This window comes from Hydrogenophaga sp. (assembly GCF_030656115.1).
Lineage (GTDB): Bacteria > Pseudomonadota > Gammaproteobacteria > Burkholderiales > Burkholderiaceae_C > Hydrogenophaga.
In genome coordinates, this window is the sequence record NZ_JAUSOO010000002.1 from 15734 (window position 1) to 32056 (window position 16323).

At 66.5% G+C, this 16323-nt stretch carries 14 protein-coding genes; 10 read left to right on the top strand and 4 right to left on the bottom strand.

Annotation, left to right across the window (positions count from 1 at the left end; translation table 11 throughout):
• Positions 1-2 precede the first annotated feature (2 nt).
• Positions 3-560: a phosphatase PAP2 family protein gene (locus Q7J58_RS00065; RefSeq protein ID WP_304821631.1), complete on the top strand. Its 558-nt coding sequence runs from the start codon at positions 3-5 to the stop codon at positions 558-560.
• Between the two features lie 70 nt (positions 561-630).
• Here Q7J58_RS00065 and Q7J58_RS00070 read toward each other — a convergent pair whose 3' ends face one another.
• The 3 genes from Q7J58_RS00070 to Q7J58_RS00080 are packed head-to-tail and all read right to left on the bottom strand — an operon-like array spanning position 631 to position 3515.
• Complete coding sequence (locus Q7J58_RS00070) at positions 631-1497, bottom strand: hypothetical protein (protein ID WP_304821634.1); 867 nt, start codon at positions 1495-1497, stop codon at positions 631-633.
• On the bottom strand, positions 1490-2821 hold the full coding sequence (locus Q7J58_RS00075; RefSeq protein ID WP_304821636.1) for an aspartate aminotransferase family protein: 1332 nt from the start codon (positions 2819-2821) through the stop codon (positions 1490-1492). Before Q7J58_RS00075 ends, Q7J58_RS00070 begins: the two co-directional genes overlap by 8 nt.
• Positions 2811-3515 carry an FCD domain-containing protein gene (locus Q7J58_RS00080; protein ID WP_304821639.1) on the bottom strand — a complete coding sequence of 235 codons (705 nt, stop codon included), beginning with the start codon at positions 3513-3515 and terminating at the stop codon, positions 2811-2813. The genes Q7J58_RS00075 and Q7J58_RS00080 overlap by 11 nt, the downstream gene beginning before the upstream one ends.
• Positions 3516-3681: 166 nt before the next feature.
• Here Q7J58_RS00080 and Q7J58_RS00085 point away from each other — a divergent pair, with 166 nt between their 5' ends.
• From Q7J58_RS00085 to Q7J58_RS00110, 6 genes are all read left to right on the top strand, one after another.
• Positions 3682-4710, top strand: coding sequence for a putative 2-aminoethylphosphonate ABC transporter substrate-binding protein (locus Q7J58_RS00085; protein WP_304821642.1), 1029 nt, complete (start codon positions 3682-3684; stop codon positions 4708-4710).
• 94 nt (positions 4711-4804) lie between these two features.
• Positions 4805-5932 (top strand): putative 2-aminoethylphosphonate ABC transporter ATP-binding protein, encoded by a 1128-nt coding sequence (locus Q7J58_RS00090; protein WP_304821701.1) that lies wholly within the window; start codon positions 4805-4807, stop codon positions 5930-5932.
• Complete coding sequence (locus tag Q7J58_RS00095) at positions 5932-7608, top strand: putative 2-aminoethylphosphonate ABC transporter permease subunit (RefSeq protein ID WP_304821645.1); 1677 nt, start codon at positions 5932-5934, stop codon at positions 7606-7608. Before Q7J58_RS00090 ends, Q7J58_RS00095 begins: the two co-directional genes overlap by 1 nt.
• A gap of 68 nt (positions 7609-7676) precedes the next feature.
• On the top strand, positions 7677-8795 hold the full coding sequence (locus Q7J58_RS00100) for a 2-aminoethylphosphonate--pyruvate transaminase (RefSeq protein WP_304821704.1): 1119 nt from the start codon (positions 7677-7679) through the stop codon (positions 8793-8795).
• Positions 8796-9027: 232 nt separating this feature from the next.
• A complete protein-coding gene (gene phnX, locus Q7J58_RS00105) occupies positions 9028-9840 on the top strand; it encodes a phosphonoacetaldehyde hydrolase (protein WP_304821648.1) in 813 nt (270 codons plus the stop codon).
• Positions 9837-10703 carry an NUDIX domain-containing protein gene (locus tag Q7J58_RS00110; RefSeq protein WP_304821651.1) on the top strand — a complete coding sequence of 289 codons (867 nt, stop codon included), beginning with the start codon at positions 9837-9839 and terminating at the stop codon, positions 10701-10703. The genes phnX and Q7J58_RS00110 overlap by 4 nt, the downstream gene beginning before the upstream one ends.
• Positions 10704-10795: 92 nt before the next feature.
• On the opposite strand, the gene Q7J58_RS00115 is transcribed toward Q7J58_RS00110, so the two are convergent.
• Positions 10796-12109: a CHAD domain-containing protein gene (locus Q7J58_RS00115; protein ID WP_304821654.1), complete on the bottom strand. Its 1314-nt coding sequence runs from the start codon at positions 12107-12109 to the stop codon at positions 10796-10798.
• Positions 12110-12310: 201 nt separating this feature from the next.
• On the opposite strand from Q7J58_RS00115, the gene Q7J58_RS00120 reads away from it, so the two are divergent.
• The 3 genes from Q7J58_RS00120 (at position 12311) to fabI (ending at position 16141) form a co-directional block, all read left to right on the top strand.
• A complete protein-coding gene (locus Q7J58_RS00120) occupies positions 12311-14083 on the top strand; it encodes an alpha/beta fold hydrolase (protein ID WP_304821657.1) in 1773 nt (590 codons plus the stop codon).
• A 16-nt stretch (positions 14084-14099) separates the two neighbouring features.
• Positions 14100-15281 (top strand): acetate/propionate family kinase, encoded by a 1182-nt coding sequence (locus Q7J58_RS00125; RefSeq protein ID WP_304821660.1) that lies wholly within the window; start codon positions 14100-14102, stop codon positions 15279-15281.
• 101 nt (positions 15282-15382) lie between these two features.
• The gene (gene fabI, locus Q7J58_RS00130) at positions 15383-16141 is read left to right on the top strand and encodes an enoyl-ACP reductase FabI (RefSeq protein WP_304821707.1); all 759 of its coding nucleotides are present in this window, start codon (positions 15383-15385) and stop codon (positions 16139-16141) included.
• Positions 16142-16323: the final 182 nt, after the last annotated feature.

The following is a 16323-nucleotide window of genomic DNA, read 5'->3' on the forward strand; positions in this document are numbered from 1 at the left end:
GTATGCAGACGCTGGAACAACCCACCCCCACGGTTGCGCCTCTGTCGCGTTGGCAGCGGCTGGATCGGCGGTTGTTCGCCTGGCTGGGTGCGGGGCACCGCCCCCAGCCCATCGCACTGGCAGTGGCCAAAGCCGTGGCCCGCTGGAGCTGGGTACCGTTGGTGGGCCTGATGCTGAGCGTCGGGCAAAACAACGGTGCGGGGCTGTGGGTATTGGCGCAATGCCTGCTGGCGGCCGGCTTGGTACAGGTTGCCAGCAAACGCCTTTCACGGCGCATGGGGTTCGGTCGGCCCTTCATGGAAGGTTTGAGCCCAAACCACCTCCAGCACAGCCATCGCTCGGGGTTTCCCAGCACCCACGCCACCGTGATGGGAACCGTCTTCGGTTTCATGCTGCTGCACATGCCTTCCAGCCCTGCGTTGGCCGGCATGGCGGCCATCCTGGTGGCAACCGGCTGGGCACGCGTGTATGTGGGCGCGCATTTCCCGCTCGATGTGCTGGCGGGTCTGGCACTGGGATGCGTCTGCGGAACCTTTTTTGCAGCCGCCCTGTTGGTGTGAAGGCCTCCAGGAAACGGGGCCAGCGGGCCCGCCAGCGGGTGCAAGGGCGAACGTTGGCTTCGGGGTTGGATCAGCCCTTGAGCAACATCACACCCAGCGCCACGCTGAGGGCCGCCAGCAAACCCGGCTTCAAGCGCCCTTCCTTGAACCACAGGCTGCCAATGAGCACGGCAAACACCACCGAGCTTTCGCGCAGCGCGGCCACCACGGCAATGGGCGCTTGGGTCATGGCCCAGAGCACGATGCCGTAAGCGCCGGTGGAAATGCTGGCGCCCAGAAAACCCAGGGCCCAGTGCCGGCGGGCGTAGGCCAGCAGGGCGGCGGGGTTGCGGCGCAGCTGCAGGGTCAGCACCACCAGCGGGTCCAGCAGCACCAGGGTGAACACATAGGCCAGCGGGTTGCCCGATAGGCGCACGCCCTGCCCGTCCAACAAGGTGTAGGCCGCAATCAGCCCCGCGTTGAGCAAAGCGGCCCGGCCCGAGCGGTGGCGCACCAGCAGCGCCAGTGGCTGGCCACTGAACGCGGCGATGGTGAGCACGCCCGCCAAAATGGCGGCCACGCCCAGCCAGGCCCACGCAGACAGCGACTCGTTCAGCACAAACACCGACACCAAAGCCACCAGCAACGGCGCCAAACCGCGCATGGCCACATAGCCCACGGCAAGCTGTCCGCCGTCGTAAATGCGCATGAGCAGGGCAATGTAGGCCCAGTGCAACAGGGCCGATGCCGCAATAAAAGGCGCACTGTCCCCACTGGGCCAACCGGTGAAACACAGGCCCACGGCGGCCAGCGCGGCGGCGCAGGTGTGCATCAGGATGGTGTACTGGCGCTTGTCGGGCGCGCCGCGAATCAGCGCGTTCCAGCTGGCGTGCATCAGCGCGGCGGCCAGCACGGCCAGCACCACGCCGCTGCCCATGTTGCTGCCCGGCTCAAGCACCTGGGCCTTCTTGCAGGGCTTGGGCGATGCAGTCGAGCGCCCACCACAAATCGGCCTCTTCCACGTTCAGCGGCGGGGCCAGCACCAGCACCTGGCCTTGGCCCACCTTGAACGACAGCCCGGCGCTCAGGCAGCGGTACAGCACCGCCTCGGCCAGGTCGGCGTCGTGCAGTTCAATGCCGATCAGCAAACCGGCGCCGCGCACCTCTTTGACCGCGGGCAGGTCGGCGGTCAAGCTGCGCAAACGGTTCAGGACTTCTTGACCCAGGCGGCGGCTGCGCGCCAGCAGGTCTTCTTGCTCGATGACGTCCAGAACGGCCAGCGCAGCCGCGCAGGCCAGCGGGTTTTTTTCGTGGGTGTAGTGGCCCAGCGAGATGTGCTGGCCCAGGTTCAGGCCCTCACGGGCGATGAGTGCGGCCAGCGGCATGCTGCCTCCGCCCAGGCCTTTGCCGATGACGACCATGTCGGGCTCAATGCCGTAGCGCTCAATGGCAAACAGGTGGCCGGTGCGGCCCAGGGCAATCGGGATTTCGTCCAGGATCAGCAGCGCGCCGTGGCGGTCGCAGATCTGGCGCAGGCGGCGGTAGTAGTCCAACGGTGGCACCTGCACATCGGTGCAGCGCACGGTTTCCACAATCACCGCCGCCACGTCGCCTTCTTTTTTCAGCACGTAGTCGATGTAGTCCACACAGCGCAAGGCGCAGCGCCCGGCGCAGCCGAACACGCAGGCGCCGGGGTCGCAGGGCGGCACGTGTTCGCTGCCGGGCAACAGCGGCCCCATGCCCCGGCGAAACACCGCTTCGCCGCCGATGGAAATGGCGTCGAGCGAGGCGCCATGGAATGCGTCCCACATCGACACGGTTTTGAACCGGCCCGTGGCCAGCCGCGCCAGCTTGAGCGCCATGCCCATGGCCGCCGTGCCGCCGGGCGCCAACAGCAGGCGCGCGCCTTGCATATGGGCGGCCTGGCACAGGCGGCGCGCCAGCTCCACCGCCGGGCGGTTGGTGTAGCGGCGCGGGCAAAACGGCAGGGTGTCCAGCGTTTCCCGCATGGCGGCCAGCACCGCCGGGTGGCCGTAGCCAATCTGGTGCAGGCTGTTGCCGTGAAAGTCCAGAATGCGGCGCCCGGCGGTGTCGGTCAGCCAGGCACCTTGCGCGGCGTCCAGCGCGTTCAGGCAGGGGGTGGACATGGACTGGTGCAAAAACCAGCGCGCATCTTCGTCCAGCAGGGCCCGGGTGGCGGGGTCGATGTGCTGCGCCTGCCAGGCGGTGCGGCGGTCGCCCAGGTTGATGTCGCCCTCGCTGCGGTCCGGTTCAGCCTTCATGGGGTGCTCCGGCCCATTCGCCGCCCTGCAGCATGCGCTGGCGCCCGCCCCGGGCGTGGGCAAACAAGGCCTCGGCGGCGCCCGCGGCGTTGCGCGCCTCCAGCAGGTCGACGATGGCGCTGTGTTCTTCGGCGAAATGCGGAATGGCCATGGGGGCGAGCAGGTTGCGGCGGCGAAACAGCGCCAGCAACCGGGTCAGGCGGCGGTACTGGTCGATCAACACGGGGTTGCCCGTCATGCCCACGATGGCGTCGTGAAAGCCCAGGTTCAGTTCGTGGAACCGGTCCACGTCGCCGCTTTGCACCTCGCGCATGGCGGCGGTCATGTCGCGCAGGGTTTTGAGCTGTTCGGGCGTGATGCGCTCGGCCAGCAAGCGGCCAGCGGCGGCGTCCAGCCCGGCGCGCACGTCGTAGATGTCAGCGGCCTCGGACAAGGCGATTTTGCGCACCTGGGCGCCCCGGTTTTTTTCTTGCCGGATCAGGCCCGACTCCTCCAGCATGCGCAGCGCCTCGCGCAGCGGCCCGCGCGAAATGCCAAAGCGCTGCGCCAGCGAGGTCTCGTTGAGCTTGCTGCCGGGCGCCAGTTCACCTCCCAGGATCATCTCTTCCATGGACTCGACCACCAGACGGGTGAGCGATGTGCTCTGCAGCAGGGCCAGAGCGTTTTCAGGGGCGGATGGGAAGGTGGTGTTCATGTGCGGCTCGAATGGCGTGGATTCTAAAGAAATTTTTATATTGTCGATTGTCAACAATCTGACACATACCCGCCATAAGCTGGGCAGCGTTGTGCTGGCTGTGAACATTTTTTGCGTGGCGGCCCGCAACGTCCGGTTTGTTTGATCGTTCTTCCACGGAGCCCCCATGAAGCTGAAAACCCTGCTAAAAACCGCGCTGGTTGGCGCGATGGCCGCCTTGCTGACCCTGCCCGCCATGGCGCAAAAGACGCGTTTGTCCGTTTACACCGCACTGGAAAACGACCAGCTCGGCCCGTACAAACAAGCCTTTGAAGCGGCCCACCCCGATGTGGAAATTGCCTGGGTGCGCGACTCCACCGGCATCATCACCGCCCGCGTGCTGGCCGAAAAAGACAACCCACGCGCCGACGTGATCTGGGGCCTGGGTGCTTCCAGCGTGGCCTTGTTCGACACCATGGGTTTGCTGCACCCGTACCGCCCGAATGGCGTGGACCAGCTCAAGCCGGCCTTTCGCAGCAGCAAGACGCCCATGGCCTGGACCGGCATGGACGCCTGGCTGGCCGTGATGTGCTTCAACACGGTGGAAGGCGGCAAGAAAAACATGCCCAAGCCCACGTCGTGGGCCGACCTGACCAACCCGGTCTACAAAGACGCCATCGTCATGCCCAACCCGGCCTCGTCGGGCACGGGTTACCAGGCCGTTTACGCCTGGCTGCAGATCATGGGCGAGAAAGCCGGCTGGGAGTTCATGGACAAGCTGCACAACAACGTGGCCGTCTACACCCATTCCGGTTCGGCCCCTTGCGTGCAGGCCGCCAAGGGCGAGCGCGTGGTGGGCATTGGCTTTGACATGCGCGGCGCCAAGGAAAAGACCGCTGGCGCACCCATCGACATCATCCTGGCCAAAGAAGGCGCCCCCTGGGACATGGAAGCCACCGCCATCGTGCGGGGCACCAAGAACCTGGCCGCGGCCCAAAAGCTGGCCGACTTTGCGGTCAGCAAACCCGCCTACGAGATGTACGGCAAGTTCTACGCCATCGTCGGCTACCCCGGCATGAACCCCAGCCCGCCGAACTACCCACCGAGCGCCGACAGCGCCATGGTGAAGATCGACCTGGGCAAGATGGGCTCCGAGCGCGCCCGCATTCTGGCCGAGTGGACCAAGCGCTACGACGGCAAGTCGGCACCGAAGTAACAGTCGATCGGACCCTGCGCGCTTGGGGCGTGCGGGGTCGCCACCGGGGCGCTGCGCAGCGCCCCTTTCTTTGCGGAACTGTGCCGTGACCGAATTGAAAACACCGTATCTGGACGTGCGCGGCGTGGGCAAACGCTTTGGCGCTTTTTGGGCTTTGAAGGATGTTTCGCTGCGCATTGAAGCGGGCGAGTTCCTGTGCTTTCTGGGCCCGTCGGGCTGCGGCAAAACCACGCTGCTGCGCATCATTGCCGGGCTGGAGCAGCAAGACGGCGGGCAGATTTTGCAAAAAGGCCGCGACATCTCGGGCCTGCCCTCGTCGCAGCGCGACTTTGGCATCGTGTTCCAGTCGTATGCGTTGTTCCCGAACCTGAACGTGAAAGACAACGTGGGCTACGGCCTGAAGGGCAAAGGCCTGGCGCGCAGCGCGGTGGCCGAGCGTGTCAACGGCTTGCTGGAACTGGTGGGGCTGGCGCAGTCGGGCGCCCAATACCCGGCGCAGCTCTCGGGCGGCATGCAACAGCGCGTGGCCCTGGCGCGGGCGCTGGCCACCTCGCCCAGCTTGCTGCTGCTGGACGAACCCCTGAGCGCCCTGGATGCGCGGGTGCGGGCGCATTTGCGCACCGAGCTGCGCCAGTTGCACCAGCGCCTGGGGGTGACCACCATCATGGTGACGCACGACCAGGAAGAAGCCCTGAGCCTGGCCGACCGCATTGTGGTGATGAACCACGGCGTGATTGAGCAAGTGGGCACGCCACAAACCATTTACCAACAACCGTGCAGCGCTTTTGTGGCCGACTTTGTGGGCAAAACCAACCCCCTGCGCGCGCGCCTGAGCGGCCCCGGGCGCGCCAACTGGCACGGTCTGGAACTGGCTTGCGAGCACATGCCGCACATGGCCCACGACACGGATGTGACGCTGGCGGTGCGGCCCGAAGACATCGTGCTGCACCACGAAGCGGAGCACGGCAACGACAACAACAACGGCCACAACCAACACCCGCCGCAGGCCAGCAACCGGCTGGGCGCCACGGTGCAGCACCTGGAATTTCTCGGGCCGTTCTGCCGCATCAGCATGCACCTGCCGCAAAACGGCCAAACCCTGGTGGCCGATGTGCCCACCGCCCAAGCCCTGCAGATGGGCCTGGCCGCGCAGCGCCGCCTGACGATTGACCTGCCGGCACGCCACATCCGCGTGTACGGCGCCCACGCGCGGGCCAACTGATGCGCGCGCGCTGGCAGCGGCTGGACCGCGACGACCTGTGGATGCGCCTGGGCGTGCTGCTGCTGGCGCTGTGGCTGGCGGTCACGCTGGTGCTGCCGCTGGGCAGCTTGCTGATCAAAAGCTTTCGCGATGCCGACGGCGCCTGGGTGGGTCTGGCCAACTACGCCAGCTACTTCGCCACACCGTCGCTCACCGAGTCGTTGTGGAACAGCCTGTGGGTGTCCACGCTCATCACCGCGCTGGTGCTGCCGCTGGCCTATGTGTACGCCTACGCCCTCACGCGCAGCGCCATGCCGGGCAAATCCGTGTTCAAGGCGCTGGCCCTCATTCCCATTTTGGCGCCGTCGTTGTTGCCCGCCATCTCGCTCATCTACCTGTTTGGCAACCAGGGTTTGCTCAAAGACTGGTTGTTCGGCGCGTCCATTTACGGGCCGATTGGCATCGTCATCTCGCAGGTGTTTTATTGTTTTCCGCATGCGCTGATGATTTTGGTGGTGGCGCTGTCGATGGCCGATGCGCGGCACTACGAAGCCGCCCGCGTGTTGGGCGCGTCCCCGCTGCGCACCTTTTGGACCGTGACGCTGCCGGGCAGCAAATACGGCCTCATCAGCGCCGGTTTTGTGGTGTTCACCCTGGCCATTACGGACTTTGGCATTGCCAAGGTGATCGGCGGGCGCTTCAACGTGCTGGCCACCGACATCTTCAAACAGGTGATTGGCCAGCAAAACTTTGCCATGGGCGCGGTGGTGGGCTTTGTGCTGCTGCTGCCGGCGGTGCTGGCGTTTGGCGCCGACCGCTGGGTGCAGCACCGCCAAGTGGCCTTGCTCACCGCCCGCGCGGTGCCGCTGGTGCCGGTGCGCGACACCGCGCGCGACGCCAGTTTGTGGCTGTTTTGTGCCCTGTTGGCATTCGCCATGCTGGCCATGCTGGGCATGGCGGTGTGGGCCTCGCTGGTCACGCGCTGGCCCTACAACCTGACGCTGACGCTGGCGAACTACGCGTTTTCCAACTTCGACAGCGAAGGCTGGCAGGCCTACCGCAACTCCCTGAGCCTGGCGGCATGGACCGCCGTGCTGGGCACCGTCATTGTTTTCACGGGCGCCTATGTGATGGAGAAAACACGCGGCTTTGCCCTGGTGCGCAGTGCCACACAGCTCATGGCCATGCTGTCCATGGCGGTGCCGGGGCTGGTGCTGGGCCTGGCCTACATCTTTTTCTTCAACGCACCGGGCAACCCGCTGGGCTTTGTGTACGGCACGTTGGCCATTTTGGTCATCAACTCCATTGCCCACTTCTACACCGTGAGCCACATCACCGCCACCACGGCCCTGAAACAGCTGGACGCCGAATTTGAGGCGGTGTCGGCCTCGCTCAAGGTGTCGCTGGGTCGCATGTTTGCCCGCGTCACGGTGCCGGTGTGCATGCCGGCGGTGCTCGACATCAGCATCTACCTGTTTGTCAACGCCATGACCACGGTGTCGGCGGTGATCTTTTTGTACGGCTCCGACACCAAGCTGGCCGCCGTGTCCATCATCCACATGGACGAAGCCGGTTTCACCGCCGCCGCAGCCGCCATGGCGGTGGTGATTGTGGCCACGTCGGCGGGCGTGAAAGGGGTTCACAGCCTGTTGACCTGGCAGCTCAGCCGCCGCACCCAAGCCTGGCGCATGCGCTGAAGCCGCCTTGAACCGCTCATTCCATGCCCTTCAAGCCCCTTCAACCCACCGCAACCACCCAGCACACCATGCCGCTGATTGACCGAGACCCGCTGCTGCTCACCCCCGGCCCTTTGACCACCAGCCTGCGCACCAAGCAGGCCATGCTGCACGACCACGGCTCGTGGGACCCCGGCTTCAACGGCATCACCGCCAGCGTGTGCCGCCAACTGCTCGACATCGTGCACGGCGCCGACACGCATGTGTGCGTGCCCCTGCAAGGCAGCGGCACCTTTGCGGTGGAAGCCGCGCTGGGCACGCTGGTGCCGCACACCGGCAAGGTGCTGGTGCCCAACCACGGCGCGTATTGCGCGCGCATCTTGCGCATCCTGGGCGTGCTGGGCCGCGATGCGGTGGAGCTGCCCCTGGCCGAAGACCAGCCCATGGACCCCGCCGCCATCGAAGCCGCTTTGCAGGCCGACCCCGGCATCACCCACGTGGCGGTGGTGCACTGCGAAACCGGCACCGGCATCTTGAACCCGCTGGCCGAGATCGCCCAGGTGGTGGCGGCGCAGGGCCGCGCCTTGATCGTTGACGCCATGAGCTCGTTCGGCGCCCTGCCCATCGACGCCCGCGCCCTGCCCTTTGACGCGCTGATTGCCGCCTCGGGCAAGTGCCTGGAAGGGGTGCCCGGCATGGGCTTTGTGCTGGCGCGGCGCAGCGCCCTGGAGGCCAGCGCGGGCCAATGCCATTCGCTGGCCATGGACCTGCACGACCAGTGGGCCTACCTGCAAAAAACCACGCAATGGCGCTTCACACCGCCCACCCATGTGGTGGCCGCGCTGGCCGAAGCCTTGCAACAGTTTCAAGAAGAAGGCGGCCAAGCGGCACGCGGCGCCCGCTACGCCGCCAACGCCCAGCGCCTGGTGCAAGGCATGTCGGCCCTGGGCTTGCAGCCGTTTCTGGCCCCCGCGGTGCAAGCGCCCATCATCGTCACCTTTCATGCACCGCAGCACCCGGCCTGGCACTTTCAAACCTTCTACGAAGGCGTGCGCGAACGCGGTTTCATCCTGTACCCCGGCAAGCTGACCCAGGTGGAAACCTTCCGGGTGGGCTGCATCGGCGCCATCACCCCCCACGACATCGACCAGGTGGTCCACGCCGTGGGCGCCACCCTGCGCCAGATGGGCATCGTCAACCACGCTTGAAGGGGTGGCACCTCAACCCGCCGGGGAAAGCCCCCACCCAACCCTCCCCCAGAGGGGGAGGGCTTCAGACACGCCCAACAACAGGCACTGCGCCGAAGCCATGCCTTACTCCTTCCCCCTCTGGGGGAAGGTTGGGATGGGGGCCAGCGTGCCAACACAGCAGAAGACCCTTACCCAACCCTCCCCAAAAGGGGATGACCTCAAACACGCCCAACAACACCCCGGAGACCCCATGCAACACACCCTAGAAGCCGTCATTTTTGACTGGGCTGGCACCACCGTCGATTTCGGCTCGTTCGCTCCGACCCAGATTTTTGTCGACGCCTTCCAAACCGCCTACGGCTTTGCGCTGAGCCTGGACGAGGCGCGCGGTCCCATGGGCCTGGGCAAGTGGCAACACATCGAAGCCCTGGGCCGCGACCCCGCCATTGCGGCGCGCTGGCAAGCCCAGTTTGGCCGCCCCATGGGCCAAGCCGACGTGCGCCACATTTACGAGACCTTCATTCCGCTGCAAGTGGAGCGCGTGGGCGCACACAGCGCCCTCATTCCCGGCGCGCTGGACGTGGTGCAAAGCCTGCGCCAACAGGGTTTCAAAATTGGCTCCACCACCGGCTACCCCCGGCAGGTGATGGAACGGCTGATGGCCCTGGCCAGCGCACAGGGCTACACGCCCGACTGCACCGTCTGCGCCGACGACCTGCCCGCCGGCGCCCGCCCCGGCCCCTGGATGGCGCTGCACTGCGTGCAACAACTGCGTATTGGCGCCGTGTCGCACTGTGTCAAGGTGGACGACACCCTGCCCGGCATGGCCGAAGGCCTGAACGCGGGCATGTGGACCGTGGGCGTGGCGCTCTCGGGCAGCCCGGCGGGCTGGACGCTGGCGCAATACCAAGCCGCTGACGAAGCCAGCCGTGCCAACATGCGCAACCGCGTGAGCGCCGAGTTGCTCGCCGCCGGTGCGCACTACGTCATCGACACCGTGGCCGACCTGCCCGTGGTGTTGCAAGACATTGAGCAACGCCTGGCCCAAGGCCAACGCCCTTGAACCTTTTGCCCCCCGAGGCCCATGCCGCCTGGCGCCAAGCCGTGTGGCAGCAAGCCCACCAAGCGCCCACACAGCCCCGGCTGCCCTTGTGCGCCGGGCAAGACACCATTGGCTCGGTGGCGCCCGCCTTGCTGGAACGGCTGGCCGCGCACGGGGTGCCGCTGCACAGCCTGGGCCTGCACCACCGGCGCGGCGCGCAGGGCGAAACCTGGCACCTGAACGGCCCGCTCACGCCCGCGCTGGCGCAACTGGCGCTGGCCTTGCAAGCGGCTGGCCTGGTGCGCCACTGGCACGGCGAAGCCCTGGCGGTGCGGGACGCGGCGGGCAGCTGCATCGGCGCGGGGGAACGCGGCATTGCCCGCCTGCTGGGCATGCCCACCCAGGGCGTGCATCTGGTGGGCGTGGCGCCCAGCGCCAGCGACGGCGCAAGCACCTGGGTACAACAAAGGTCGGCCCACAAAGCCGAATTCCCTGCCCGCTGGGACACCCTGATGGGCGGCACCGTGGCCCTGGGCGAAACGCCCGAGTCTGCCTGGCAGCGCGAACTGTGGGAAGAAGCGGGCCTGCACACCACCGACCTGCACGCGCTGCAACACCATGGCCGCATCCGTGTGGCGCACCCGGTGACCCATGGCGACAACGACGACGGCCTGTCGTACAGCGTGGAACACCTGGACTGCTACCTGGCCCAACTGGCCCCGGGCACCACACCCAACAACCAGGACGGCGAGGTGCAGCGCTTTGAGCTGCTGCCACCGCACGCACTGGCCGAGCGCATGGCGCGCGGGTGTTTCACACCGGAGGCGGCTGGTGTGTTGTTGCGGGTTTCGGGTTGGGGATTTGATGAAAATGGAACCTGGTGATCCGGCCCCTTGAAGCGTCAACCGCCCGCTCTGAGCTTATCGAAGGACTTCAACAGGCGCAGCCCGAACGGGCCTCATGACGGCGCAACCCCTCACCCGCCCCCCATCTGCTGCCCCACCGCCACGCCACGCAAAAAGGCCACCAATTCAGCATCGGCGCCCCATTCGGCGGCCAGGGTGCTGGCGCGGGTCACGTCGCGTGTGGTGCCCAGCTGGGTTTGCCAGTGGCTGGCTTGTTGTGCCCAGCGCTGACGATCTTTTTTGGGCAACAGGGTGCGCAGGGCGTCGGTGCTGTAGCGCAGGCGCTTGGCCAGTATGCGGGCCCGGTGTTGGCTCTCCAGCGGCCCCAGGGTTTGGGTGGCGGTGCTCAGGCGCTGGTGCAGGCGGGCCAGGCGCCGCTGCGCCCAGTGTTGCAGGGCGAGCGCCTTTTTGGGGTGTTTGGCGTGCCGGGGTTCGTCCTGCGCGGCTGGCTCTGGCATGTTGCACAGCGCTTGCAGGGTGCTCAGCAAGGTGTGCCCAACAGCTGGGTTTTGCAGGGCCTGGCGCACGGTGTGGCGCTGGGTTTGGCTGGCTTGCGCCAAGGCTTGTTGCAAGGCTTCCCAGTGGGCCAGGCGGTGGGCCTGGTCTTCGGTGTAGGCGTGTTGCAGCGGGGGCAGTGTTTCGGTCAGGGCCACGTCCTGGTCGCGCAGTGCGCCCAGGGCACTCAGCAGGGGTTCAAGCGGTGCCCAGTCGGGCAGCGCATCGGGTGGCAACACCGGTTTGAACAGGCGAATCCCGCTTTTGAACCGGCGCCACGCCACACGCGCCTGGTGAACCACCTCGGGGTCGTCTGAGTGCGGCAGCTGCGCCAGATGGGTAGCGAAGGCGTGCAGCATGTGGCTGAGCACCCGCTGGGCCAGTTGGGGCAACGACGTGCCTGGGTCGGGCTTGGCAGTGGGTGCGGTTTGAGCGGTGTGGGCGCCCTGTGCCAGCGCGAGGCAGCGCTCGGCCAAGGTGGCCTGGCTGGGCAGCATGGGCACGGTCTTTGCCAGCTGAACGGCCATGCCGTGGAGCGCAGCCGGTGTGCCCGCCAGCAACACCCCTTCAAGCTGGCAGACGGGGCGACACAGGCCACCCACCAGCACATGCCTAGTTGTCAGCGCCAGTTCGACGTGCATGCCCTGGCGCTGGCGTACCGTCCAGCGGGTGGTTTGCAGGGGTGGGGTGCAGCCACTCTCGCGCGGCTGCCACTCAAGGGACTCGGGGCTGTCGAGGTCCAGTGCTTCTTCGCCGTGCTGCGTGGGCTTGCGCCGGCGCAGCAGCGGTGTTTGGCTCAGTTGCCTGAGCACATCCGCCGGGTCTGCACAGGGCAGCGCCAGTTGCAGTGCCACGCAGTGGGTACGGTGAATGGCATTTGGGGGATTCATGGCATTCCTTGACCAGGTTCAAACGGGACAGCATCTCTGCACACACCACACGGGTCGACATTGGCCGAGCCCCACCATTTCAACGGGCCGGCAAGGCGCGATGATGACAGCTGTCTTGACGAACGCACCAACACCGCTGCAGGCGGCGATTCCACCACCCGGCTTCAAACGGCTGTCACAAGCACTTCATACACTGCAACCATGAACCCTATTCCATCTTCCACCACGCTGCAGCAGGCGGCTGACGCACTGGATCAACTGGCCCATGCCGCGCTGGCCCGTGGCAGCGCCGGGCTCTCGCCCGTTTCCATGGCCCGGGCCTGGACCGACTGGGCGCTGAACCTGGCGGTGTCTCCGGGCACGCAGGCCCGCCTGTTCACCGAGGCACAAACCCTGGGCCTGGATTGGCTGAGCGGTTCGCTGCGTGCCGCATGGCCCACGCTGTTCACGGCCGACGCTGCCGCCCCAGCACCCCACAGCGCCGCGCACGATGCGCGCTTTGCCGACCCGGCCTGGAGCGCCTGGCCCTGGAACGCCATGGCCACCGCCAACCTGGCTTGCGAGCGCTGGTGGCAGAGCGCCAGCGCCTTGCGGGGCATGGAGCCGCACGCCCGCGAACAGCTGCTGTTTTTGACGCAACAAGGGCTGAACATGGTGTCGCCCAGCAACGCCCTGCTGTCGAATCCACAGGCGCTGCGCAAAGCCGCCGACACCCACGGCCAAAGCCTGGTGACGGGCCTGGGCCATGCGGTAGACGCGTGGCGCGAGCGCCATGGGCTGCCTCCCCTGCGCCCCGGTGCCGAGACACTGGCCCCGGGGCAAGGCTTGGCCACGACGCCAGGGCAGGTGGTCATGCGCAACGACTTGGTGGAGCTGATCCGGTACCAGCCGGCCACGGCGCAGGTGCTGGCCGAACCGGTGCTGATCATCCCGTCTTGCATCATGAAATACTACATCCTGGACCTGTCGCCGCACAACTCCATGGTGCGCTGGCTGGTGGCGCAGGGGCACACGGTGTACATCGTGTCGTGGCGCAACCCGGACGAAAACGATGCCCTGCTGACCCTGGACGACTATGTGCGCCTGGGCGTGCTGGATGCGCTGGCGCAGGTGCAGGCCGACACGCAGCAGCCGGTGCACCTGGCGGGCTATTGCCTGGGCGGCACCTTCACCGCCATCGCGGCTGCCGCGCTGGCGCACCAGGAAGCGGCCACCGATGCACCCGCCGCCCTGGCCAGCCTGACGCTGATGGCCGCCGAAACCGATTTTTCCGAACCCGGCGAAATGGGTGTGCTGATTGACGCCGCGCAAGTGGCCATGCTGGAGAGCATGACGGCTGAGCAGGGCTTTTTAACCGGACGGCAAATGGCCGGTTCGTTCCAGTTGCTGCACTCGCGCGAACTGGTGTGGCAGGAGCGCACCCGCTCGGTGCTGCTGGGCGAACCCACGTTCAGCAACGACCTGATGGCCTGGAACGCCGACGTGACGCGCCTGCCCGCCGTGATGCACAGCCAGTACCTGCGCAGCATGTACCTGGGCAACGATCTGGCGCTGGGGCGCTACAGCTTTGATGGACAGTTGGTGTCGCTGCACGACATTTCGGTGCCCGTGTTTGTGGTGGGCACGGTGAAAGACCATGTGTCGCCCTGGCGCTCGGTGTTCAAAATCCACCGTCTGGTGGACACCGACGTGACCTTTGTGCTGACCAACGGCGGGCACAACGCGGGCATCGTGTCCGAGCCCGGGCACGCCGGGCGGCATTACCAAATCCACACCACCGCACACGGCCAGCACCGGCCCCACCCCGACGACTGGGCACACAGCGCGCCGCGCCGCGAGGGCAGTTGGTGGGAAGCCTGGAGCGGCTGGCTGCAAACGCACAGTGCAGCCGAACCTGTGGCCGCGCAACCGCTGACCGAAACCGCTTGGGGCGCGGCCCCCGGACAGTACGTGATGCTGCGCCACGGCGACTGAACACCCCCCACACACCATGCACCACACCTTGTTGTTGACCCTGAACGCGGGCTCGTCGTCCGTGAAGTTTGCGGTGTACGCCGCCACCCCTGCGCTGCCACTGCTGGCCGTGGGGAAAATTGAAGGCTTGGGCGCACAGGCGCGGTTTTCGGTGCGGTCCACGGCGGATGTGGCGTCTGGTTTTGGCTTGGCGCCCGAGCCCGCGCTGAACAACCACGCCGAGGCGGTGCAGGCCATTTTGCGTTGGCAGCAGCACGCTTTTGCGGGTGCGCAGGTGCTGGCCGTGAGCCACCGGGTGGTGCACGGCGGCACTTCGCACGTGGCGCCGGTGCTGATTGACGACGCGCAGGTGGTCGCGCTGGAGCGCCTGGTGCCGCTGGCCCCGCTGCACCAGCCGCACAACCTGGCCGGCATTCGGGCGGCGCGGCTGGCGTTTCCGGGCGTGCCGCAAATCGCCTGCTTTGACACCGCGTTTCACCGCCACCATGGCTTTGTGGCCGACACCTTTGCGCTGCCGCGCCGCTATTACGACGAGGGCATTCGGCGCTATGGTTTTCATGGGCTGTCGTACGAATTCATCGCGCGGCGGCTGCACGCCGATCACCCGGCTCTGGCCGCAGGCCGGGTGATCGTGGCGCACCTGGGCAACGGCGCGTCGATGTGCGCCATGCGCAATGGCCGCTCGGTGGCCTCCACCATGGGCTTTACCGCGCTGGACGGCCTGCCCATGGGCACACGCTGCGGCCAGCTGGACCCCGGCGTGGTGCTCTACCTCATGACCGAAAAAGGCATGGACGCGGCAGCCATCAGCCACTTGCTGTACCAAGAGTCGGGGCTGAAGGGTTTGTCGGGTCTGTCGCACGATGTGCGCACGCTGCAAGCGTCGGACAACCCCGCCGCACACGAGGCGCTGGCCTATTTTGCCGACCGCTGCCGCCGCGAAATCGGCAGTCTGAGCGCCAGCTTGGGCGGGCTCGACGCGCTGGTGCTGACCGGCGGCATTGGCGAAAACGCCGCCGCCGTGCGCGCGGCCATCTTGGCCGACATGGGCTGGCTGGGCATTGAGCTGGACCCGCAAGCCAACCAGGACCACGCCACCGCCATCAGCACGCCCGCATCGCGCGTGTCGGTGCTGGTGTTCAAAACCAACGAAGAACGCATGCTGGCCGAGCACGCGGCCGAGCTGTTGATGCTGTGAGCCACCCTATTTTTGAAACCCCAGGAACCGCCATGTTTACCGACCCGAATTCCATCGACCCCCTGCCCAAAGTGTGGGACGAAAACACCCGCATTGGCGACATGCTCAAGGGCAAACGCGGCCTGGTGGTGGGTGTGGCCAATGGCGACAGCATCGCCTTTGGTTGCGCGGCCAAGCTGCGCGCCTTTGGCGCCGACATTGCTCTGACCTACCTGAACGAGAAAGCCAAGCCGCACGTGGCCCCGCTGGCGCAGCAAATTGACACCGCCCTGCTGCTGCCGCTGGATGTGTCGCAAGCCGGGCAAATGCAGGCGGTGTTTGAAGAGATTCGACAAACCTGGGGCTCGATCGACTTCGTGATCCATTCCATCGCCTTCGCCCCACGCGACGACCTGCACGGACGCATTGTGGACTGCTCGCAAACGGGCTTTTTGCAGGCCATGCAGGTGTCTTGCCATTCGTTCATTGAAATGGCGCACCACGCGGAGCCACTGATGAACCCCGGCGGCGCGCTGATCACCATGAGCTATTACGGCGCCGACAAGGTGGTGAACAACTACAACCTGATGGGGCCGGTGAAGGCGGCGCTGGAGTCGAGCGTGCGCTACCTGGCCAAAGAGCTGGGCGAGAAAGACATTCGGGTGTTCGCCGTGTCACCCGGCCCGCTGCGCACCCGCGCGGCCTCGGGCATTGCGCACTTTGACGAGCTGATCGACATGGCCGTGACCCGCGCCCCCGGCCGCCGGCTGGTGGACATTGCCGAAGTGGGCCGCGCCGTGGCGTTTTTGGTGGGCGGCGGCGCCTCGGGCATGACCGGCGATGTGGTGTACGTGGACGCGGGTTTGCACATCATGGCTTGAGGCAAGTGGGGGGGTTGAAGGTAAGTGAAGGTAAGAAGAGCGGGAGAGCCCCCACCCCAACCCTCCCCCAGAGGGGGAGGGAGCCAGAAAAACCCATGCCGCAGTGGTTTTTGGCCCCTTTCCAACAAGCGCATCCGGCCCCTCCGCTGGGCGCATCTGCCCCCTTCCACGGGTGCGCCTCT